Below are 20306 nucleotides of genomic sequence, written 5' to 3'. Positions count from 1 at the left end.
TCCGGACGCTCAGGCGGCCAGCGACCCGGCTGAGCGGTCGCGGGTACCGGGCCCGCTGCAGATGCTGAAGTACGCGAGCGCGCTGTCGCCGACGTGCGTCGGGCGATCGAAGTCGTAGATCGCGAGCACCGCGTCGTCGTCGCCGTGCGACTCGGAAAGGGAGAGGATGAGTTCGAACGCAGGTCTGTCAGACATGTCGGCTCCCGGAGCGTGTGCCTCAGTGGTGATGGCACCAATGTTCGTTCTCACCAGGGGAAACCCGGTAGTTACCCACTAATGTGCGGACATGTGAAGTTCTCATACCCGCGGCGGGCCGACTTCATCCCGGTTTGGTGGTCGGCACACTGCCCTTTCGCGTCCTGATGCGGTCAACTTGTCCATGAGTTCACAGCACGATCGCGGAGGAGGGACGACGATGCAGATCAAGGTCCTCGGTCTGGTGGAAGCCACGGTCAACGGCAGGTCGGTCGTTCCGTCCGCGGCCAAGCCGCGCCAGATCCTGGCGCTGCTCGCGTTGAACGCGGGGCAGGTCGTGCAGGTGCCGACGCTCGTCGAGGAGCTGTGGGGTGACCGCCCGCCGCGCAGCGCGCGCACCACGTTGCAGACCTACATCCTGCAGCTGCGCAGGCTGATCGGGGACGCGCTGGCCGCGTCCGACGACGGCGAGGCGAAAGAGGTGCTGGTCACCCGCTACGGCGGCTACCTGCTCGACGTGCCGGAGGAGGCCGTCGACGCGCACCGGTTCACGCGGCTCGTGCGGGAGGGCCACAGCGCCTACGACGCCGAGGACCACGTGACGGCGTCGCGGTTGCTGCGCTCGGCGCTGGAGATCTGGCGCGGCCCGGCCGTGGTCGACGTGCGGCCCGGCATGCCGCTGGGCATCGAGGCGGTCCGGCTGGAGGAGGCCCGGCTCAGCGCGCTGGAGACCCGCATCGACGCGGACCTGCGGATGGGCAAGCACAAGGCGATGCTGAGCGAGCTCGCGGTCCTCACCGTGCAGCACCCGATGAACGAGCACCTGTGCGCGCAGTACATGATCTCGCTGTTCCGCGCCGGCCGGCAGTGGCAGGCGCTCGACTCCTTCAAGGCGTTGCGCAACACGCTCGTCGAGGAGCTCGGCGTCGAGCCGTCGACGCGGCTGCAGCAGCTGCAGCACGCGATCCTGGCCTCGGACCCGCGGCTCGACCGCGAGGAAACCGCGCAACTGCAAGGACTTTTCGCCTAAGCCTGCGCTCCAGCGGCTCCCGTCACCCTGTGGCGGGAGCCGTTTTCGTTGTGCCGCAACGGTTTTGTCAAGGACTCCTCCAGTGGACTACCAGTCCGTGCTGGCAACCTCACTGTGAGGGCGCGCGAAACCGCCCAGGTGAGGAAAGGAAGAAGCCGTGAGCGCACTGACCATCGAGGGCCTCAAGGAGATCCTCAACGAGGCTGCCGGCGAGGACGACTCGTTCAAGGCCGGCCAGAACATCCTCGACACGCCGTTCCTGGAGCTGGGCTTCGACTCGCTCGCCCTGCTCGAGACCGTGGCGCTGATCAAGCGGAAGTACGGCGTCGCCGTCGGCGACGACGAGCTCGCCCACATCGACACCCCGCGCGACCTGCTGGCCAAGGTCAACGGCGACCTCGCGGCCTGACCGCGGGTGAGCCGGAAAGGGAAGACGGGAACATGACTCATTCCACCACGCACACGGTCATGGTCGGGGCTCCCGCCAAGGTGGTGTACGACCTGGTCGCGGACGTGACGACCTGGCCGTACATCTTCGGACCCACGGTGCACGCCGAGGTGTTCGAACGGGACGGCTCGACCGAACGGTTGCGGTTGCACGCGTTCGCCAACGGTGATGTGCGCACGTGGACCTCCCGGCGCGAGCTCGATCCGGCGAACCTGCACATCAAGTTCGACCAGGAGCGTTCGGCGGCGCCGGTGAGGTCGATGGGCGGGGAGTGGCGGATCACCCCCATCGCCGACTCGGCGACCAGGGTCGACCTGCTGCACCACTTCACCGCGGCGCAGCCCGAGGCGGTCGAGGTCATCCTGAACGCGGTCAACAACAACAGCGACGCCGAGCTCGCCGCCCTGAAGCGGGCGGCCGAGTACGGCGACGACTTCGACAAGCTGGTGCTGTCGTTCTCCGACAGCATCACGATCCACGCGAGCCGCAAGGACGTCTACGAGTTCCTGTACCGGTCGGACCTGTGGCCGCAGCGCCTGCCGCACGTGGCGAGGCTCGACCTGGCGGAAGCCGTCACCGGCGTGCAGTCCATGGAGATGGACACGCGCAGCCCGGACGGGTCGATCCACACCACGCACTCGGTGCGGGTCTGCACGCCCTACGACGGCATCGTCTACAAGCAGACGCGCACCCCGCCGATCATGGCGGCGCACGTCGGCCGGTGGACGTTCCGGGACATCGGCGACGGCGTGGAGGCCGGCATCGAGGCGACCTCGCACCACACGGTCGTCATCCGGCCGGAGGTGGTTCCCGAGGTGCTGGGCGCGGACGGCACGATCGAGCGCGCTCGTGAGCTCATCCGCCACGCGCTGGGCACCAACAGCCTCACGACGCTCCGGCACGCCAAGGAATTCGCCGAGAACGGGTGAGGTGCGCGATGGGGCTGGGTGGCGCGGAGCTGCTGACCGCCGCGGCGCGCGCTGCGAGGCGCAACGGACTGCACGTGGTGTCCATGTACCTGGAGAAGGCCGCGATCGAACACCAGCGCAGGGGTTGTCCCTCCGCGGACGTGGCGCCCTGCGCCCACGAGATCGAGGCCTCCCGGGTGCTGCTGTCGGGGTTCTGAACGTCGAAGCGCGAGGGGTTCTGGGTGGAGCTCTACGACATCTCGCTGCGCCGCACCGGCCAGTCCACATCGGACCGGCTGGTCGCGGCGCAGCGCCTCGACGCGCTCGGTGTCACGTTCGTCGACGCGGGCAGGCCCGGCCGGCTCTTCTACCGCAGGGCGGCCCTGGAGCTCCGGCTGCGGGCCGCCACCCTCATCGCCTCCGGTGGCGCGGAGGACCTCACGGCACTGCTCGCCGCGGAAACGCCCGCGGTGGCGGTGGTTGTTCAAGAGCACGGTTTCTCGGTGGTCCGGGAGGCCGTGCGTCAACTGGTGCGCGCCGGACGGCGAGTGGTCGTCGAGGCGCGGGACTTCTTCGACGGCTGGCTGGCCGACCCCGAGCACGCGCTCGAGGTCGTGCTGACGGCCGCCGAGGCTGGGGCGGAGACCGTGATGCTGCACGACACCGCGGGCGCACTGTGGCCCGACCAGGTGGGCGAGATCATCGCTGTGGTCGCGGAAACCGGTGTGCCCCTTGGGTTCGGTTGTCACGACGACAGCGGGACGGCCGCGAAGCAGCTGTTCGCGGCCGATGCGGGGGCAGGGCTCCTACAGGGGTCCTACGCCGTCGTTCGAGGTGGCCTCGATCGGGCCGTTCCACCATCGGTTCATCCGGCAGAAACAGGGGTCGCTCCCGTGCCCTGTCCGAGATTGGAGCAGACCATGTCCGCACAGACCACGATTGGAGGTGTCCGATGAGTCGTCGCGCCGTCATCACCGGTGTGGGCGTGGTAGCACCTGGTGGCATCGGAACGAAGGCGTATTGGAAACTGCTGTCCGAAGGGCGTACGGCGACTCGGATCATCACGCACTTCGACGCGTCTCCGTACCGCTCCCGCATGGCGGGCGAGGCAGACTTCGACCCGGTGCGCGAGGGCCTCTCGCCGCAGGAGATCCGGCGCCTGGACCGCGCGGCGCAGTTCGCCGTCGTGGCCGGCCGGGAAGCGATGGCCGACTCGGGCATCGAGTTCGACCAGCTCGACCCCGGCCGCATCGGTGTCTCGCTCGGCACCGCGGTCGGCTGCACGACCTCGCTGGAGCGCGAGTTCATCGTCGGCTCCGACCGGGGCAAGTACTGGGAGGTCGACCAGTCCTACGCCGTCCCGCACCTCTACGACTACTTCACGCCGTCCTCGATGGCGACGGAGCTGGCGTGGACGGTCGGCGCGGAAGGACCTGTCTCCGTGGTCTCCACGGGCTGCACCTCCGGCCTCGACTCGGTCGGGTACGCGGCCGAGCTGATCATGGAGGGCTCCGCGGACGTCGTCGTCACCGGCGGCACCGAGGCCCCGCTCTCCCCGATCACCGTGGTGTGCTTCGACGTGATCCGCGCGTCCAGCACCCGCAACGACGACCCCACCACCGCGTGCCGCCCGTTCGACAAGACCCGCGACGGCCTGGTGCTGGGCGAGGGTTGCGCGATCATCGTGCTCGAAGAGCTGGAGCACGCCCGCGCCCGCGGTGCGCACATCTACGGTGAGGTCGCCGGCTTCGCCTCGCGGTGCAACGCCTACCACATGACGGGCCTGCACCCCGAGGGCATCGAGATGTCCGACGCCATCAACATCGCGCTGAAGCAGGCGCGGTCGGACGCCACCGACGTCGGCTACATCAACGCGCACGGCTCGGGCACCAAGCAGAACGACCTGCACGAGACGGCGGCGTTCAAGCGTTCGCTCGGTGCGCACGCCTACAAGACGCCGGTGTCGGGCTTCAAGTCGATGATCGGGCACTCGCTCGGCGCGATCGGCTCGCTGGAGATCGTCGGCTCGCTGCTGGCGTTCGAGGAGGGCCTCATCCCGCCGACGGCGAACCTGCACGAGCCGGACCCCGAGTGCGACCTGGACTACGTGCCACTGGTCGCGCGCGAGGCGAAGGTCGACACGGTGCTGACCGTCGGCAGCGGTTTCGGTGGATTCCAGAGCGCCATGGTGCTCAAGAAGGTGGAAGGGGCAGGCCGGTGACTCGGGCGGTGGTGACGGGAATCGGCATCGCGTCGCCGAACGGGCTGGGGCCGACCGCGTACTGGCGGGCGACCCTGCACGGTGAGGCGGCGATCAAGCCGATCACCCGGTTCGACAGCGCGAACTACTGGGCGAAGATCGCCGGTGAGGTGCCCGGCTTCGAGGCAGGGCGGCACCTGCAGGGTCGCCTGCTGCCGCAGACGGACCACATGACGCGGCTGACCCTCGTCGGCACGGACTGGGCGTTGCGTGGTGCGGGCGTGCAGCCGAACGACATCCCCGACACCGACATCGCGGTGATCACCGCGGCGACGGCGGGCGGGTACGAGTTCGGGCAGCGCGAACTGCAGAAGCTGTGGCACCAGGGCCCGGAGTACGTCTCGGCGTACCAGTCGTTCGCGTGGTTCTACGCGGTCAACACGGGCCAGATCTCCATCCGGCACGGCACACGCGGTCCCGGCGCGGTGGTGGTGTCCGAGCAGGCCGGTGGCATCGACTCCATCGGGCACGCCCGGCGGCAGCTGCGCAAGGGCGTCCAGCTCGCGCTGACCGGCGGCATGGACTCGTCGCTGTGCCCGTGGGCCTGGGTGGCCCACCAGGCATCGGGTCGCCTGTCGCGCAACAACAACCCGAAGCGCGCCTACCTGCCGTTCGACCGCGACGCCTCCGGGTACGTCGCCGGTGAGGGCGGCGCGATCATGGTGCTGGAGACGCCGGAGTCGGCCGCCGGTCGTCCCGGCACCCGCATCTACGGCGAGATCGTCGGGTACGCCTCGACGTTCGACTCGCGGATGCCCTCGCGGGAGCCGGGGCTGAAGCGGGCGGCGGAGCTCGCGCTGCGCGACGCCGGCATGGACGCCTCGGAGATCGACGTGGTGTTCGCCGACGCGGCGGGCATCCCGGAGCTCGACAAGGCGGAGGCCGATGCCATCAAGGGCATCTTCGGTCCGTACGGGGTTCCCGTGACGGCACCGAAGACCATGACCGGGCGGCTCTTCGCCGGTGGCGGGTCCCTGGACGTGGCGTCGGCGATCCTCTCCATCTACTGGAGCGCGATCCCGCCGACCGTCAACGTCGAGAACCCCGTGCCGGAGTACGAGCTCGACCTCGTCCTGAACGAGGCGCGGCACGGCAAGATCAAGGCCGCCCTGGTGCTCGGGCGCGGCAAGGGCGGGTTCAACTCCGCCATGGTGGTTCGCGAGTACAGGTGATGTCACCCGTTTCTCAGGGGCCGTGGGGGTTCGTCCCTCACGGCCCCTGAGCCGTTCTCGACCTGGGCACGTTCTTACCTGGGCACGTTTCTGGAGGCTTTTGTGGACGTGGCACTGATGTTTCCGGGGCAGGGGTCGCAGTACCCGCGGATGGCGGCGTCGCTGTACGGCACCGAGCCCGTGTTCACCGCCGTGGTCGACGAGGTGGTCGAGCTGTTCGGCGAGGTCGGGTCAGTGGCCTGCGAGGACTGGCTCTCCGGCGCCGACGTCGACCACGTGTCGCGCGCGCAGCCGTTGTTGTTCGCCGTCGACTACGCGCTGGGGCGCACCGTGCTGTCGTGGGGCGTCGAGCCGGTCGCGCTGATCGGGCACTCCGCCGGTGAGGTCGTCGCGGCGACCCTGGCCGGTGTCTTCACCCTGGCGGAAGCGGTGTCGCTGGTACGGGACCGGGTGGTGTCGGCGGTGTCGATCCCGTCCGGCGGCATGCTGGCGGTGGCGGCGTCCGAGGCCGACCTGCTGCCGTACCTGGAGGGTGACGTCGCGATCGCCGCGGTGAACTCGGCGCGGCAGACGATGCTGGCCGGGTCCGACGAACCGCTGGCCCGCGTGCGGGCACGGCTGGAGGCCGACGAGTACATCGTGGTGACGGTGCCGGCGTCGACGCCGTTCCACAGCCCGGCGATGCAACCCGCCGTGGACGAGGCGCTGGCCGCGTGGACCGTGTCACCTCGCGCACCGCGGCTGCCGCTGTACTCCGGTTACACGGGCAAGCTGATGACCGAGGCCGACGCGGTGTCGCCGCGGTTCTGGACCCGCCAGCTGACCGACGCCGTCTACTTCGGACCGGCGCTCAACGAGCTGGTGGCGATGTACGACGTGCTGCTGGTGGAAGCCGGCCCCGGCCAGACCCTGACGTCGTTCGCGCGCCGCACGAAGGCGGTGCGGTCGGGTGCCTCCGCCGTGCTGCCGCTGCTGGACGCCGCGGACTCGGTCGACGCCGCTCGCGCCCGGCTGGTGTGACGCGACACGAAAGGGCCGCCCCCTCCGACGAGTGGGCGGCCCCTTCACGGATGTTCAGTCGATCCCGCGAACGATGTGGTCTTCGTTCTCGGGCGGCCATATTTCGTTGCTCTCCATACCTTTCACGGTAGGTTTGGTGATTCAGCTCTCACTTGAGACCTAGTCGTCGAGCAGCGCCACCGCACGGGTCCAGCCGGCACCAGCGCCCTTGATCTTCACCGGGAACGCGACGACGGTGAAGCCGAAGTCCGGCAACGCCTCCAGGTTCGCGAGCCGTTCGATCTGGCAGTACTCGCGGTCGCGGCCGGCGAAGTGCGCGGGCCACAGCACGCTCTCGTCTTCAGTCGCCAGGTAGCGCTTGACGATGTCGGGGAACGGCGCGTCGAGGCTGAACGCGTCGGTCGCGATCACCTTGACCCCCAGGTCCAGCAACAGGTTCGTGGCGGGCCCGTCGAGGCCGGTGTACTCGGTGAAGTAGGTCTGCGTGCCCGCGTACTGCGCGGCACCGGTGTCGAGGACGACGATGTCCATCGGCTTCGGCGTGTAGCCGATGCGGGCGAACTCCTTCTCCAGCACCTCGGGGCCGATGGCACCGGTGCCGTGGCCGCGCACGTCGAGCTTCACGCCGGGGTTGTGGAACCACTCCAGCGGCATCTCGTCGATGTGCCGCGGGATCCCGGTGCCATAGGTGGTCTTCGAGCCGTAGTGGCTGGGGGCGTCGACGTGGGTGCCGGTGTGGGAGGTCAGGCTGATCCGGTCCAGCGTCAGGAACTCCGAGTCCCGCAGCACGGAGACGTCGAACTCGATGCCCAGCCGGGCCTTCAGCTGCTCGGCCATGTGTTCGGCACCCTGGGCGGCCGTGAGCACCTCGTGCGTCACCGGGTCCGCTTCGTACGCGGATGCGTCAATGGGGGAAGACAGATCGATGATGCGCATGTCCACGAGCGTGACGGGCGTTCCTTGAGCACGTCTCAAGACGCGGTGTGCATGGTCGTCGCAGGTGTCCGGTCCTATTGGGGAGTGCCTCGCGATGATCACCTTCGTCAACCGCTTCACGCTCACCGGCGAGGCCGAGGAGTTCGAGAAGGCCTTCGACTCCACGGCCGCGTTCCTGCGCGCCCAGCCCGGCCTCATCAAGTACACGCTCTCGCGCCAGCTCGACGAGCCGACCTCGTACATCAACATCGCCCTGTGGGAGAGCGCGGACGCCCTGCGCGCCGCGCTGGCGCACCCCGACTTCGGCAACCACGCCAAGGCGATGCGCGGCCTGGCCGAGTCGCAGGGCGCCGTCTTCGGCCCGCGGCTGTCGTTCGACGCGCCCGTCGCCGAAGCGGCCTGATGAACCCGTTGCAGGGCCTGAAGGTCGTCGAGTTCGGCGGCATCGGCCCCGGTCCGCACGGTGCGATGCTGCTCGCGGACCTCGGCGCGGAGGTCGTGCGCGTCGAGCGTCCGTCCGGCGGCCTGTCCGTGGTGCCGGACGCCTCCCGCGACTTCCTGTTGCGCGGCAGGCGTTCGGTGTCCGCTGACCTGAAGTCGGCCGCCGGCCGCGCCGAGGTGCTGTCGTTGGTCGCCGCGGCCGACGTGGTGATCGAGGGCTTCCGGCCCGGGGTGCTGGAACGGCTCGGGCTCGGCCCGTCCGACTGCCTCGCCGTCAACCCCGGCCTGGTCTACGCGCGGATGACCGGGTGGGGCCAGGACGGGCCGCTGGCCCAGCGCGCCGGGCACGACATCAACTACCTGGCCGTGACCGGTGTCCTGCACGCGATCGGCAAACCGCCGCTGAACCTGGTCGGCGACTTCGGCGGTGGGTCGCTGTACCTGGTGCTCGGCGTGCTGGCGGCGCTGTGGGAACGGCAGCGCACCGGCCGCGGCCAGGTCGTCGACGCGGCGATCGTGGACGGTGTGGCGTCGCTGGCGCAGATGATCTGGTCGATGAAGGCGCAGTCGGTGTGGACCGACGCCCCCGACTCGAACCTGCTGGACGGTGGCTGCCCGTTCTACTCGCTCTACGAGTGCGCGGACGGCCGTTCGGTGGCGGTCGGGGCGCTCGAACCGCAGTTCTACGCGTTGTTGCTGGCGGGTCTCGGCCTGGGCGCCGACGACCTGCCGGGCCAGTCGGACCGGGACGGCTGGCCGTTGCTGCGCAAGACGTTCGCCGAGGTGTTCCTGACCCGCACCCGTGACGAGTGGTCGGAGGTGTTCGCCGCGTCCGACGCCTGCGTGACCCCGGTGCTGTCGCTGGAGGAGGCGACCGCGCACCCGCACCTGGTGGCGCGCGGGGTGTTCACCCGGGACGGTGCCGCCGTTCCTGCGCCGCGCTTTTCCGCGGACTAGATTCGGTCGCGTGGAACTTCGCATCTTCACCGAGCCCCAGCAGGGGGCGAGCTACGACGACCTGCTCCGGGTGGCGCGGACCGCGGAGGACGCCGGCTACGGCGCCTTCTTCCGCTCCGACCACTACCTGAAGATGGGATCGGCCGACGGTCTGCCCGGCCCCACCGACCCGTGGATCACGTTCGCGGGCCTGGCCCGTGACACGTCGACCATCCGCCTGGGCACGCTGATGACCGCCGCGACGTTCCGCTACCCCGGTCCGCTCGCCATCAGCGTCGCCCAGGTCGACCAGATGTCCGGCGGCCGCGTCGAGTTCGGCATCGGCGCGGGCTGGTACGAGGACGAGCACACCGCCTACGGCATCCCGTTTCCGGCGCTGGGGGAGCGCTTCGAGCGGTACGAGGAGCAGCTCGCCATCATCACCGGCCTCTGGGAGACGCCGCTGGGCGGCACGTTCTCCTTCGAGGGCAAGCACTACTCGCTGACCGACTCCCCGGCACTGCCCAAGCCCGCCCAGGAGCGGGTGCCGGTGCTGATCGGCGGCATGGGCGCCCGCCGCACCCCGGCGCTGGCCGCCTCGTACGCCACCGAGTTCAACCTGCCGTTCGTCCGCATCGCCGACGCCGTCGAGCAGTACGCCCGCGTCGACGCCGCGTGCGCGGAGATCGACCGCGACCCGGAGGAGATCATCCGCTCCGTCGCGCTCGTCGCCTGCGTCGGACGCACCGACGCCGACGTCGCCCGCCGTGCCGCCGCCATCGGCCGCGAGGTCGACGAGCTCAAGACCAACGGCCTGTGCGGCACCCCGGCCGAGGTCGTCGACCGCATCGGCAGCTGGCGCGAGCAGACGGGAATCCAGCGCGTCTACCTGCAGGTGCTCGACCTGGCCGACCTCGACCACATCACCGAGGTCGCCGCGGACGTGGCACCGCAGCTGGGCTGACGCACCGGGCTCAGGCGAGCGCTTCGCGGACCGCCGCCGGCATCGGCAGCACGAAGCCCGCGAAGCGCCGCCGATGTCCGAGGTAACGCAGCTGCAGGGCCGGTTCGTCGAGGTAGCGCTGCTCCAGGCCGTCTTGGCCGAGCACCAGCCGGAGCCCGCGCCCCAGCATCGACGGCGAGTCGAGCTCGAACCGGTCGCGCAGCACGTCGGCGGCAGCGTGGTCGCCGAACTCCAGTGCGGCCCGCCGCACGGACTCGACCGGCACCACCAGGTTCTGCTCGTCGGCGTGGACGCCATCGCGGTGCGCGATGTCCAACGCGCCGAGCGCCTTCTGGTGGGCTCCACCGTCGAGCCCGAGGTAGTACCGCTCCCAGTCACCGACGCGGACCTCGCCACCGCGGGTGCGCACCGGCGCGGCCACCGCCGCCGAGCCGGTGGACGCGCCCGCGGGCGTTTCCGCTGACAGTTCCGATGACGAGAGCGCCGCCACTGCGGCGGCCGTGAACAACTGGCGCCGGGACAACCTCACGACGCACCCTCCTCCGAATACCCGCAGGTCGCGCGGGGCTACGGAATGCTAGCGAAGGTGATACCCGGTGCGACGGGGCCAGATCGGGCCAAAGTGCGGTCCGTCAGGGGGAGTGTTCCGTCGAGCGCGGCCAGCACGGCGTCCCGCGCCATCGGCAGCACCTCGGCGACGGTGACATCGCGGTCGAGCTCGTGGGACAACGACGCCACGCCCGCGTCCTTGATGCCGCACGGGATGATGTCGCCGAACGCGTCGAGGCTGGCATTGCAGTTGATCTCGAAGCCGTGCATGGTCACGCCGCGCTGCACCCGGATGCCGATCGCGGCGACCTTGCGCTCCGGACCGCGGTCGTCGGCCGGGAGCCACACGCCGCTGCGGCCCTCGACCCGGCCGGTGTGCACGCCGAGCCGGTCGCACACCTCGATCAGGCCCTGCTCGACGCGGCGGACGTAGTCCACGACGTCCATCGGCTCGGTCAGCCGGACGATCGGGTAGCCGACGAGCTGGCCGGGGCCGTGCCAGGTGATCTTGCCGCCGCGGTCGACGTCGATGACCGGGGTGTCACCGCCGACGGGGCGTTCCTCGTCGAGGGTGCGCCGCCCGCACGTGTAGACGGGCGGGTGTTCGAGCAGCAGCAACGTGTCCGGCCCGGTGCCGCCGGCGCGCGCTTCCGCGATCTCCTTCTGCAGGTCCCACGCCGCCAGGTAGTCGATGAGGCCCAGCTCACGGACGACGACGGGGTCTGACGAGGTGCGGCACGAGTTCACGTACCGACGTTACCAACCCCAGCGCGAGCCCAGCCAGAAGACCGACCCCCGTCACACCCAGCACCGCGCCCACGACGTCGGTGACCCAGTGCATCTGCAGCACGACCCTCGCGAACCCGCCGACCAGCACCGCGAGCACCGCCCACAGCACACCGCGCCGGAACAGCACGAGCAGCGTGAACGCCACCGACGCCACCGCCACCGTGTGCCCGCTCGGATAGCTCGGCAGGTGGTACTCGACCGGCCGGACCCGGTCGAACAGCCACCGCGTCAGCACCGTCGCGCAGCAGAGCGCGTGCAGCGCGAGCGCCTTCCACAACCGCACGTCATGCCGCCGCCACGCCAGCACGGCCAGCACCGCCGCGAACGCCCAGCCGATCGCCGGCCCCAGCACCAGGCTCACGGCGAACGCGGTGACCCGCAGCCACTCCGGGCGCGGCAGCACGTCGTGCACCCACACGTCGAGGGCCGTGACCTCCGGCAGTCCGAGCAACACCCAGGAGATCACCAGCACCGCGCCGAGTGCGCGGGTCATGCCACCGCCACGGTCAACGCCGCCGGCAGCGCCGGGTGCAGGAAGTGGAAGCCGCGGCTCTCCAGCACCCCCGGCGTCAGTCCCGGCCCGCTGAGCAGCAGTTCCTCGGCCATCTCGGCGCCGAGCAACGCCTTGAGCGCGAACGCGGGCACCGACCACGGCGTCGGCCGGTTCAGCGCGGCACCCACGGCCCTGGTGAACTCGGCGTTCGTCACCGGCGTCGGCCCGGCGACGTTGACCGGACCGCTGATGTCCTCGTGCTCCACCACGAACCGGTACGCCGACACGACGTCGTCCAGCGACACCCACGGGAAGTACTGCTCACCCGACCCGAGCTTGCCGCCCAGGAAGAGCTGGAACACCGGCTTCAACCGGCCGAACACACCACCGGCGGGGGAGATGACGACAGCCGTGCGCATTAGTACGACACGCACACCGCCGTCGCGCGCCACCGCCGTCGCCGCCTCCCACTGCTGGGTCAGCCGTGCCATGAACGTGTGGCCGCCCGGCGCGTCCTCGTCCGCCAGCCGCGAACCGGTGTCGCCGTAGAAGTGCGCACCCGACGAGTTCACCAGCGCCGGCACGCCGTGCTCGACCACCGCCGCCGACAGCACCTCCGCCGGAACGATCCGGCTGTCGTGCAGCACCTGCTTGCGCGCGTCGTCCCACCGCTTGTCGCCGATGCCCGCGCCGCACAGGTTGATGACGGCGTCGACGCCGTCGAACGTGCCGTCGTCGATGCGGGCGGCGTACGGGTCCCAGCCGCGCTCGTCGGGTGCCGCGGCTTTGCGGCGCACCAGCCGCAGCACCTCGTGGCCCGCGGCGCGCATCGACGCCACCAGGCTCGTTCCGATCAGGCCCGACGATCCCGCGATGACAACTCGCATGCCTGAATCGTTCCCCACTCGTCCATCTCGTGCACAGCGGCAAAAACGGACAGGTCCGCAGATGTGTCGAGGGCCACCCCGGTGAACGGGATGGCCCTCGGCCCAGTTGTTCTTCTCCTCAGCTACCGGCCGCCGACGTATGAGACATCAGTGGCCTGTGGCCCCCCCGAGGAAGTGGTGGCGTCAGAGGCCGAGGTCGGCCTCGAACGCACCTTCCTCCAGGCGGTTCTTCACCGTCGTGAGGAAGCGGCCCGCGTCCGCACCGTCGACCAGGCGGTGGTCGTAGGTGAGCGCGAGGTACATCATCGAGCGGATCGCGATGGTGTCGTTGCCGTCCTCGTCGGTCAGGACGACCGGGCGCTTCTTGACGACGCCGACGCCCAGGATGCCGACCTGCGGCTGCTGGATGATCGGGGTGTCGAAGAGGGCGCCGTTGCTGCCCAGGTTGGTCAGCGAGAACGTGCCACCGGCGAGCTCGTCGGGCGTGAGCTTGTTCGACCGCGCCCGCGCCGCCAGGTCACCGATCTTGTGGGCGATGCCCGACAGGTTCAGGTCACCGGCGTTGTGGATCACGGCGTTGAGCAGGCCGCGCTCCGTGTCGATCGCCAGACCGAGGTGCTCGGCACCGTGGTAGGTGACCTCCTTGCGCTCCTCGTCGATCGACGCGTTGAGCACCGGGTGGGCCTTGAGGGCCTCGATGGCGGCCTTCGCGAAGAACGGCAGGAACGTGAGCTTCGCGCCCTCACGCGCCTCGAACGCCTTCTTCGCCTGGTTGCGCAGGCGGGCGATCTTGGTGACGTCGACCTCGAACACCTGGGTGAGCTGGGCCGACATCTGCAGCGACTCACGCGTGCGCTGCGCGACGATCTGGCGCAACCGCGGGAGCTTCTGCACGGTGCCGCGCTTGCCCGAGTTGTCGGCCGGGGCCGGGGTGGCGGTGCGCGCGGCGGGAGCCGAAGCCGCGGGAGCAGCGGCGGCGGGCGCGGGAGCCGGGGCCTTCTTGGCCTCGACCGCGGCCAGCACGTCCTGCTTGCGGATGCGGCCACCGACGCCGGTGCCCTTCAGCGAGCCCAGGTCGATGCCGTTCTCCGACGCGAGCTTGCGCACCAGCGGCGTGACGTACGGCGTGCCGTTCGCGTCATCGGAAGACGACGCGGCCGGAGCCTGCTGCTGCTGGGGCGCGGACTGCTGGGCCGGAGCCTCCTGCGGAGCCGGTGCCTGCTGCTGCGGGGCCGGCGCCTCCTGCTTCGGCTCGGGAGCCGGGGCTTCCTGCTTCGGCTCGGGCTTGGTCTCCGGCTCCGGCGCGGACTGGGCCGGGCTGCCCGACCCGATGACGGCGAGCTTGCCGCCGACCTCGACGGTCTCGTCCTCACCGGCGCTGATCTCCAGCAGCGTGCCGGCGACCGGCGACGGGATCTCGGTGTCGACCTTGTCGGTCGAGACCTCCAGCAGCGGCTCGTCGACCTCGACGCTGTCGCCGACCTGCTTCAGCCAGCGGGTGACGGTGCCCTCGGTCACGGACTCGCCGAGCGCGGGCATCGTGACGTCGGTGCCGGAGGCGGAACCACCGGACTGGGAACCGCTCGACTGGGCAGCACCGGACTGGGCAGGCGCCGGTGCGGCCTCCTGCTCGGCCTCGGCGGGCTGCGCCGACGGCTGGGTCTGCTCCGGCTCCGGCTCGGGCGCGGACTCCTGCGCGGGGGCCGGTGCCGGCTCGGCGGAACCGCCGTCACCGTCACCGATGACCGCGAGCTCACCGCCGACCTCGACGGTGTCGTCCTCCTGCGCGACGATCTTCTGCAGGACGCCGGCCGCCGGGGAGGGGATCTCGGTGTCGACCTTGTCGGTGGACACCTCGAGCAACGGCTCGTCCACCTCCACCCGGTCGCCTTCCTGCTTCAACCACCGGGTGACCGTGCCCTCGGTGACACTCTCACCGAGTGCGGGCATCTGGACGGAGAAGGCCATTGTTCGCTGACTCCTCGTGCTCTCGTGTGGCTGACTTGGATGGGAAACGGTCAGCCGTGCACGTGCAGCGGCTTGCCGGCCAGGGCGAGGAAGGCCTCGCCGAGGGCTTCAGTCTGGGTCGGGTGGGCGTGGATCAGCGGAGCCACGTCCTCCGGGTGAGCCTCCCAGCTGTAGATCAGCTGGGCCTCACCGATCAGCTCGCCGACGCGCTCGCCGACCATGGTCACGCCGACGACGGGGCCGTCGGGTGCCTTGATGAGCTTCACGCCACCGGCGGTCTTGAGGATCTGGCTCTTGCCGTTGCCCGCGAGGTCGTAGACGAACGTCTCGGCGGAACCGTACTTCTCCTTGGCCGCGGCCTCGGAGAGACCGACCGAGGCGACCTCGGGCTTGCAGTACGTGACCCGCGGGATGCCGGCCTCGTCGATCATCTTCGGGTTCTGGCCCGCGATCTCCTCGGCCACGAAGATGCCCTGCTGGAAACCGCGGTGCGCGAGCTGCGGGCCGGGCACGATGTCGCCGACGGCGTAGACGTTCGGCAGGTTCGTGCGCAGCCGCTCGTCGGTGACGACGAAGCCGCGGTCGATCTGGACGCCGGCCTCCTCGTAGCCGTGGCCCGCGGTGTTGGGGCCGCGGCCGACCGCGACGAGCAGCAGGTCGGCGTCGAGGACGTCGCCGTTCTCCAGCGTGACGGACACGCCGGAGTCGGTCCGGGTGGCGCCGGTGAACTTCACACCGGTCTTGAACTTGATGCCGCGCTTGCGGAACGCGCGCTCCAGCTGCTTGGAGGCGTACTCGTCCTCGGCGGGCACCAGGCGGGGCAGGGCCTCGACGATGGTCACGTCGGCGCCGAACGACCGCCACACGCTCGCGAACTCCACGCCGATGACACCGCCGCCCAGGACGACTGCCTTCTCCGGGATGAAGTCCAGGTTGAGCGCCTGGTCGCTGGTGATGACGCGGCCGCCGATGTCGAGACCGGGCAGGCTGCGGGCGTACGAACCGGTCGCCAGCACCACGTTCTTGCCGGTGTAGCGCTTGCCGTCGACCACGACGGTGTTCGGGCCGACGAACGTGCCCGCGCCCTCGACCAGGGTGACCTTGTTGGCCTTCGCGAGACCCTGCAGGCCCTTGTAGAGCCGCGAGATCACGCCGTCCTTGTACGAGTTCACACCGGCGATGTCGATGCCCTCGAGCGAGCTCTTCACGCCGAACTGGTCGCCTTCGCGGGCGTTGTCCGCGACCTCCGCGGCGTGCAGCAGCGCCTTGGTCGGGATGCAGCCGCGGTGCAGGCAGGTGCCACCCAGCTTGTCCTTCTCGACCAGGACGACGGACAGGCCGAGCTCAGCCGCGCGGAACGCGCAGGCGTAGCCACCCGAACCACCGCCGAGGATGACGAGATCGGCGTTGGTGGCCGACTCCAGTTCCGGCGAAGTCACTTCGGATCTCCTCGGGATTACTTACTACGCGCGGGTGCGCGCGAGGTACGCGGCCATCTTGTCACTAGTTGCCGGAGCGTGGTGATCCGGCATGGGCCACCAGGCCACTTCCCGATCATTCACCTACTCATCACACCACCACCTGGCACCATGGTGGCGGGAGTCGCAGGAGGTGCCCGATGGGGCTGTTCGATCGTTTCCGCAGGAAGCCGCGTCCTGGGGTGTTACGTGCCGCGTCCAACCAGGACACGAGCCACCTCGAGGAGTGGACGAGGTCGCGCCAGGGCGTCGAGGCCTACGTGGAACCGAAGACGACGGTGACCGAAACCACTGTGGTGCTGGTCGCGCACGACGGCGAGTGGACCCGCCGGCGCGTCGCGAGCGCCGACGCCGCCCGGTCGTTCGCCCGCAAGCACGGCATGCCGATCTACGACGCCGGCATCGTCGGCTACCCCAAGCGCATGCGCGACTACACCGCGCGACAGAAGAAGGCCGGCAACTAGCGCACCGGCGACCTCGCCCGCTCTCGGGGGCGCGCGTCGGAACCGGCCACTGTGGAGTCTTGGGGCCGGGCTCCTGTCCGGCCGCGGAACCGGGTTCCGCGCTCCACGGCACGCCACGCGGGTTCCCGCGACCGTCCACGCCGGACGGTCGCGGGACCGCGGGATCAGCCGTTGGCCGCGATGTCCGCGAGCACCGCCGCGATGGTCCGCACCGGGACGCCGGTGCCGCCCTTCGTGGTGTAGCCGTACGGGCCGCCGGTGTGGAACGCCGGGCCCGCGATGTCGATGTGCGCCCACTGCACGCCCTCGGCCACGAACTCGCGCAGGAACAGGCCCGCCGCGAGCATGCCGCCCCAGCGGTGGCCGGTGACGTTCGCGAGGTCCGCGAGCCGCGAGTCGAGGTCGGCGCGCAGCTCCTCGGGCAGCGGCATGGCCCAGGTGGACTCGCCGACGGCGGTGCCGATGCGGGCGACGCGGTCGCGGAACTCGTCCGAGCCCATGACACCCGACGTGCGCTTGCCCAGCGCGACGACCTGCGCACCGGTCAGCGTCGCGGTCTCGATCAGGTAGTCGGGGCCGTCCTCGCACGCGCGCACGATGGCGTCGGACAGGATCAGCCGGCCCTCGGCGTCGGTGTTGAGCACCTCGACGGTCTTGCCGCCGTACATGGTGAGCACGTCGCCGGGGCGGTAGGCGTCACCGGACGGCATGTTCTCCGCCATCGGGACCGTCGCGATGATCTCCAGCGGGTACTTGAGCTTCGCGGCGAGCACCATCGTGGCCACGATCGCGGCGGCACCGGCCATGTCCGAGGTCATCTCGTCCATGCCCGCGGCCGGCTTGATCGAGATGCCGCCGGTGTCGAACGTGATGCCCTTGCCGACGAGCGCGACCTTCTTGGTGGCCTTGGCGCCCTTGTAGGAGATGCGCACCAGGCGCGGCTGGCGCGACGAGCCGCCGCCGACGCCCAGGATGCCGCCGAAGCCCTGCTTCTTGAGGGCCTTCTCGTCGAGCACCTCGACGTCGAGGCCCGCGGCCGTGGCGAGCTTCTCGGCCCGCGCGGCGAACGAGGCGGGGTAGAGGTCGTTGGGCGGCGTGTTCACGAAGTCACGCGCGATGGCGACCGACTCGGCGATCGCGACGGCGGCCTTGAGCGCCGCCTTGTTCTCCTTGGTGCCCGCGGCGTGCAGGTCGACCTTCGCGACCGCGCCCTCGCCCTTCTCGGACCGGTACTCGGTGAACGCGTAGCCACCGAGCAGCGTGCCCTCCGCGGCGGCGGCGACGTGCAGCGCGCCCAGCGTGTTCACGGCGCGCTTCTTGCCGGCCAGCGCACGGGCGGCGACACCGGACGCGCGGCGCACCTGCTCCTCGCCCGCGGTCTTGCCCAGGCCCACGGCCAGCAGCAGCGGGGCGGTGATCTTGCCGAACGTCGGCACCTTGACGAGCTCGTCGGCCTTGCCCGTCGCGCGCAGGGTGGCGAGCACTTCGAGCAGCGCGCCGTCGAACGCGGCGTCGACCGCTTCGGCACCGGGCGCGAGCTCCAGACCGTCCGCACCCTGCAGGGTGCCCACGACGACTGCGTCCGCGGCGGTGGTGCTCAGGTCACCTTCGGTGAGGGCCAGCTTCGGGGCTGTCACGTGCTGCTCCATGGGTTGTGCGTGGTGTGGGTGTGCTCGGAATCGTGACCTATGCTAAAGGTCGGAGTGTTCTGCCGATGTCCAGGGCCGCTCGGCACGGCGGCGATCCGTGCCGTTGACAGTTGCCCAGGGTGTGCGGAGCGTGGTTGCTCGTCCCTCCACGGTGTCAGTCGACCGGGTGGTTTCGGCCGGACGGGGCATCTGCGAATGTGTACCGGTGACCCACACGCCTCGCGAGATCGTCGTCACGGTCGCGCTCGGTCTGCCCGCGGTGCTCGGTGCGGGGGTCTTCGCCGGATTCGCCCTCGCCGCAGGACTTGCGGGCTGGTGGGTGCTCCCGGCGCTGGCCATCGCCGCGTTAGCCGCGTTGTGCTCGGCCTTCTCGACCGCTGACCAGTCCCGCGCCTACCCCGACATCGGTGGCGGTTACGGATACGTACGTGCCCAGCTCGGCGTGTGGCCCGCACGGCTGACAGCGAGCGCGCACCTGCTCGGCCGGTGCGCGATGGCGGCGGCGGTGGCGTGGGCGTTCGGCGCGTACGTGGTGCCGGACCAGCCGCTGGCCGGTGCGCTCGTCCTGGTCGTGGGAACGACGTTGCTCGGCCTGGCGGGGTTCCGGTGGACCACGGGCGTCAGCGTGCTGACGGCGGTGCTCGTCCTCGGCGTGCTCGCGCTGGTGGTCGCGGCGAGCTTCTCGATCACGCCGGTGCCGTCGGCGGGGGAGACGGGCACGCCCAACGAGCTCGTCGGTGCCGCGGGCCTGATGTTCATGGCGTTTACCGGCTTCGAACGCATCACCGCCCCGCAGCGCGGTGAGCGGCCGCACCCGCCGGGCGTGCTGCGGTTCGCGATCCCGGCCCTGGTCGGGCTGTCGTTCGCGGTGTACCTGGCCGTGGGCACCGGTGTGCTGCGTCAGCTCGGCAGCGCACGCCTCGCCCTGTCGCCGGCGCCGCTGCGGGACGCGATGGCCGCGGCGGACGCGCCGGCGCTGGTGCCGCTCGTGCAGATCGCCGCCGCCGTGGCCGGTGTGGCCGCGTTGCACTTCGTGCTCCAGTCCGCGCACCGCACGCTGACCGGGCTCGTGGAGGACGGTGACCTGCCGACCCGCCTCAGGCCCGGTGTGCTGTCACTGGTCCTGGTCGTCGCGTGCGCGCTCGCGGTGGTCCTCATGCCGATGGCGACGGCTCTGGGCGTGGCGGCGTGCGCGACGCTCTTCTACTACGCGTTCACGAACGCGTCGGCCAGGGTGCTGCTGCAGAACGACCGCACGTGGCCGATGCGCACCGCCTGCCTGGGACTCGGGCTCTCCGTGCTGCTCGCCATGAGCCTGCCGGTGCCCGCGCTGCTGATCTCCCTCGCGGGCCTGGGCGTGGGCACGGGGCTCATCGGTGCGACGGCGTCCGTGAGGGGACGACGAGCGGCATCACGTCACTGAGATGAACACCAGCAGCGTCACGGCGACGCACACCGCGAGCCCGACGACGCGGCCGTTGGTGGACGGGCTGCCCTTGGTGATGGAGTAGTAGCAGAACAGGAAGATCGCGGCGGCGAACACAGCGCCGACGACGCCGCCGACCCCGCCGAGCACCCAGCCGTCCAGCAGGGTCGTGCCGGTGCCCAGCACGAGCAGCGCGGCCTGCAGCACGGTGCGGACGTCCGCACCTCTCGAGGATCGTTCCGGCTCGGTCATGATCGGGGACTCTAGCCGCCGGGAGTTAGTAGGACGTCCGA

Annotated in this window: 23 protein-coding genes; 13 read left to right on the top strand and 10 right to left on the bottom strand. The window is 70.5% G+C overall.

The genetic code is table 11. The annotated features are described in order from the left end of the window. Positions 1-9: 9 nt before the first annotated feature. Positions 10-195 (bottom strand): hypothetical protein, encoded by a 186-nt coding sequence (locus tag ADL03_RS33750; protein WP_053737657.1) that lies wholly within the window; start codon positions 193-195, stop codon positions 10-12. Positions 196-415: 220 nt separating this feature from the next. On the opposite strand from ADL03_RS33750, the gene ADL03_RS33745 reads away from it, so the two are divergent. From ADL03_RS33745 to ADL03_RS33710, 8 genes are all read left to right on the top strand, one after another. Continuing rightward, positions 416-1225 (top strand): AfsR/SARP family transcriptional regulator, encoded by an 810-nt coding sequence (locus tag ADL03_RS33745; RefSeq protein WP_053737656.1) that lies wholly within the window; start codon positions 416-418, stop codon positions 1223-1225. 157 nt (positions 1226-1382) lie between these two features. Then, positions 1383-1634, top strand: a complete 252-nt coding sequence (locus ADL03_RS33740) for an acyl carrier protein (protein ID WP_053737655.1) — start codon at positions 1383-1385, stop codon at positions 1632-1634. Between the two features lie 32 nt (positions 1635-1666). Continuing rightward, on the top strand, positions 1667-2602 hold the full coding sequence (locus ADL03_RS33735; RefSeq protein ID WP_082373687.1) for an aromatase/cyclase: 936 nt from the start codon (positions 1667-1669) through the stop codon (positions 2600-2602). Between the two features lie 8 nt (positions 2603-2610). Continuing rightward, on the top strand, positions 2611-2799 hold the full coding sequence (locus ADL03_RS33730; RefSeq protein WP_053737653.1) for a hypothetical protein: 189 nt from the start codon (positions 2611-2613) through the stop codon (positions 2797-2799). 24 nt (positions 2800-2823) lie between these two features. After that, positions 2824-3537 (top strand): hypothetical protein, encoded by a 714-nt coding sequence (locus ADL03_RS33725; RefSeq protein ID WP_053737652.1) that lies wholly within the window; start codon positions 2824-2826, stop codon positions 3535-3537. After that, positions 3534-4802 carry a beta-ketoacyl synthase gene (locus tag ADL03_RS33720; protein WP_053737651.1) on the top strand — a complete coding sequence of 423 codons (1269 nt, stop codon included), beginning with the start codon at positions 3534-3536 and terminating at the stop codon, positions 4800-4802. Before ADL03_RS33725 ends, ADL03_RS33720 begins: the two co-directional genes overlap by 4 nt. Continuing rightward, positions 4799-6013 (top strand): ketosynthase chain-length factor, encoded by a 1215-nt coding sequence (locus ADL03_RS33715; RefSeq protein ID WP_053737650.1) that lies wholly within the window; start codon positions 4799-4801, stop codon positions 6011-6013. The genes ADL03_RS33720 and ADL03_RS33715 overlap by 4 nt, the downstream gene beginning before the upstream one ends. A 102-nt stretch (positions 6014-6115) precedes the next feature. Then, positions 6116-7033 carry an acyltransferase domain-containing protein gene (locus ADL03_RS33710; protein ID WP_053737649.1) on the top strand — a complete coding sequence of 306 codons (918 nt, stop codon included), beginning with the start codon at positions 6116-6118 and terminating at the stop codon, positions 7031-7033. A 159-nt stretch (positions 7034-7192) separates the two neighbouring features. Here ADL03_RS33710 and ADL03_RS33705 read toward each other — a convergent pair whose 3' ends face one another. Beyond that, entirely contained in the window at positions 7193-7969 is a 777-nt protein-coding gene (locus ADL03_RS33705) for a cyclase family protein (protein WP_053737851.1), read from the bottom strand. Positions 7970-8063: 94 nt separating this feature from the next. Between ADL03_RS33705 and ADL03_RS33700 the strand changes: the two genes are divergently transcribed. From ADL03_RS33700 to ADL03_RS33690, 3 genes are read left to right on the top strand one after another with little or no spacing between them, the layout of a single operon-like run. Continuing rightward, positions 8064-8372, top strand: coding sequence for an antibiotic biosynthesis monooxygenase (locus ADL03_RS33700; protein ID WP_053737648.1), 309 nt, complete (start codon positions 8064-8066; stop codon positions 8370-8372). After that, positions 8369-9367, top strand: coding sequence for a CaiB/BaiF CoA-transferase family protein (locus ADL03_RS33695; protein ID WP_157529575.1), 999 nt, complete (start codon positions 8369-8371; stop codon positions 9365-9367). The genes ADL03_RS33700 and ADL03_RS33695 overlap by 4 nt, the downstream gene beginning before the upstream one ends. 10 nt (positions 9368-9377) lie before the next feature. Beyond that, positions 9378-10310, top strand: a complete 933-nt coding sequence (locus ADL03_RS33690) for an LLM class F420-dependent oxidoreductase (protein WP_053737646.1) — start codon at positions 9378-9380, stop codon at positions 10308-10310. 10 nt (positions 10311-10320) lie between these two features. Here the strand turns inward: ADL03_RS33690 and ADL03_RS33685 are convergent, their stop codons facing one another. From ADL03_RS33685 to lpdA, 6 genes are all read right to left on the bottom strand, one after another. Beyond that, the gene (locus ADL03_RS33685; protein WP_053737645.1) at positions 10321-10839 is read right to left on the bottom strand and encodes a hypothetical protein; all 519 of its coding nucleotides are present in this window, start codon (positions 10837-10839) and stop codon (positions 10321-10323) included. A 38-nt stretch (positions 10840-10877) separates the two neighbouring features. Continuing rightward, positions 10878-11606: a lipoyl(octanoyl) transferase LipB gene (gene lipB / locus ADL03_RS33680; protein ID WP_053737644.1), complete on the bottom strand. Its 729-nt coding sequence runs from the start codon at positions 11604-11606 to the stop codon at positions 10878-10880. Continuing rightward, on the bottom strand, positions 11563-12141 hold the full coding sequence (locus ADL03_RS33675; RefSeq protein WP_053737643.1) for a phosphatase PAP2 family protein: 579 nt from the start codon (positions 12139-12141) through the stop codon (positions 11563-11565). Before ADL03_RS33675 ends, lipB begins: the two co-directional genes overlap by 44 nt. Further along, positions 12138-13028 carry a TIGR01777 family oxidoreductase gene (locus tag ADL03_RS33670; protein ID WP_053737642.1) on the bottom strand — a complete coding sequence of 297 codons (891 nt, stop codon included), beginning with the start codon at positions 13026-13028 and terminating at the stop codon, positions 12138-12140. Before ADL03_RS33670 ends, ADL03_RS33675 begins: the two co-directional genes overlap by 4 nt. Before the next feature lie 183 nt (positions 13029-13211). Further along, the gene (sucB, locus tag ADL03_RS33665) at positions 13212-14996 is read right to left on the bottom strand and encodes a 2-oxoglutarate dehydrogenase, E2 component, dihydrolipoamide succinyltransferase (RefSeq protein ID WP_053737641.1); all 1785 of its coding nucleotides are present in this window, start codon (positions 14994-14996) and stop codon (positions 13212-13214) included. A 50-nt stretch (positions 14997-15046) separates the two neighbouring features. Next, positions 15047-16435: a dihydrolipoyl dehydrogenase gene (gene lpdA, locus ADL03_RS33660; RefSeq protein ID WP_231642611.1), complete on the bottom strand. Its 1389-nt coding sequence runs from the start codon at positions 16433-16435 to the stop codon at positions 15047-15049. Positions 16436-16614: 179 nt separating this feature from the next. Here lpdA and ADL03_RS33655 point away from each other — a divergent pair, with 179 nt between their 5' ends. Then, the gene (locus ADL03_RS33655; protein ID WP_053737640.1) at positions 16615-16938 is read left to right on the top strand and encodes a hypothetical protein; all 324 of its coding nucleotides are present in this window, start codon (positions 16615-16617) and stop codon (positions 16936-16938) included. A 164-nt stretch (positions 16939-17102) separates the two neighbouring features. Here the strand turns inward: ADL03_RS33655 and ADL03_RS33650 are convergent, their stop codons facing one another. After that, positions 17103-18587, bottom strand: a complete 1485-nt coding sequence (locus ADL03_RS33650) for a leucyl aminopeptidase (RefSeq protein ID WP_197288879.1) — start codon at positions 18585-18587, stop codon at positions 17103-17105. Between the two features lie 205 nt (positions 18588-18792). On the opposite strand from ADL03_RS33650, the gene ADL03_RS33645 reads away from it, so the two are divergent. Further along, positions 18793-20010 (top strand): amino acid permease, encoded by a 1218-nt coding sequence (locus tag ADL03_RS33645; protein ID WP_053737639.1) that lies wholly within the window; start codon positions 18793-18795, stop codon positions 20008-20010. Here ADL03_RS33645 and ADL03_RS33640 read toward each other — a convergent pair. Then, positions 19999-20265 (bottom strand): hypothetical protein, encoded by a 267-nt coding sequence (locus ADL03_RS33640; protein WP_053737638.1) that lies wholly within the window; start codon positions 20263-20265, stop codon positions 19999-20001. The two genes, ADL03_RS33645 and ADL03_RS33640, sit on opposite strands and share 12 nt — an antisense overlap. Between the last annotated feature and the right edge of the window lie 41 nt (positions 20266-20306).

Origin of the sequence: Nocardia sp. NRRL S-836, assembly GCF_001279525.1 — a bacterium.
Classification (GTDB): Bacteria; Actinomycetota; Actinomycetes; order Mycobacteriales; family Pseudonocardiaceae; genus Lentzea.
The sequence above is the reverse complement of the archived record's forward strand: the minus strand, read 5'-3'. Positions and strand labels throughout refer to the sequence as shown.

What these genes read in the sequence shown, in the direction of transcription:
- ADL03_RS33750 (WP_053737657.1), bottom strand. Translation starts at nt 195, where the DNA reads ATGTCTGACAGACCTGCGTTCGAACTCATCCTCTCCCTTTCCGAGTCG.
- ADL03_RS33745 (WP_053737656.1), top strand. Translation starts at nt 416, where the DNA reads ATGCAGATCAAGGTCCTCGGTCTGGTGGAAGCCACGGTCAACGGCAGG.
- ADL03_RS33735 (WP_082373687.1), top strand. Translation starts at nt 1,667, where the DNA reads ATGACTCATTCCACCACGCACACGGTCATGGTCGGGGCTCCCGCCAAG.
- ADL03_RS33730 (WP_053737653.1), top strand. Translation starts at nt 2,611, where the DNA reads ATGGGGCTGGGTGGCGCGGAGCTGCTGACCGCCGCGGCGCGCGCTGCG.
- ADL03_RS33720 (WP_053737651.1), top strand. Translation starts at nt 3,534, where the DNA reads ATGAGTCGTCGCGCCGTCATCACCGGTGTGGGCGTGGTAGCACCTGGT.
- ADL03_RS33705 (WP_053737851.1), bottom strand. Translation starts at nt 7,969, where the DNA reads ATGCGCATCATCGATCTGTCTTCCCCCATTGACGCATCCGCGTACGAA.
- ADL03_RS33700 (WP_053737648.1), top strand. Translation starts at nt 8,064, where the DNA reads ATGATCACCTTCGTCAACCGCTTCACGCTCACCGGCGAGGCCGAGGAG.
- ADL03_RS33675 (WP_053737643.1), bottom strand. Translation starts at nt 12,141, where the DNA reads ATGACCCGCGCACTCGGCGCGGTGCTGGTGATCTCCTGGGTGTTGCTC.
- ADL03_RS33670 (WP_053737642.1), bottom strand. Translation starts at nt 13,028, where the DNA reads ATGCGAGTTGTCATCGCGGGATCGTCGGGCCTGATCGGAACGAGCCTG.
- sucB (WP_053737641.1), bottom strand. Translation starts at nt 14,996, where the DNA reads ATGGCCTTCTCCGTCCAGATGCCCGCACTCGGTGAGAGTGTCACCGAG.
- ADL03_RS33655 (WP_053737640.1), top strand. Translation starts at nt 16,615, where the DNA reads ATGGGGCTGTTCGATCGTTTCCGCAGGAAGCCGCGTCCTGGGGTGTTA.
- ADL03_RS33650 (WP_197288879.1), bottom strand. Translation starts at nt 18,587, where the DNA reads ATGGAGCAGCACGTGACAGCCCCGAAGCTGGCCCTCACCGAAGGTGAC.
- ADL03_RS33640 (WP_053737638.1), bottom strand. Translation starts at nt 20,265, where the DNA reads ATGACCGAGCCGGAACGATCCTCGAGAGGTGCGGACGTCCGCACCGTG.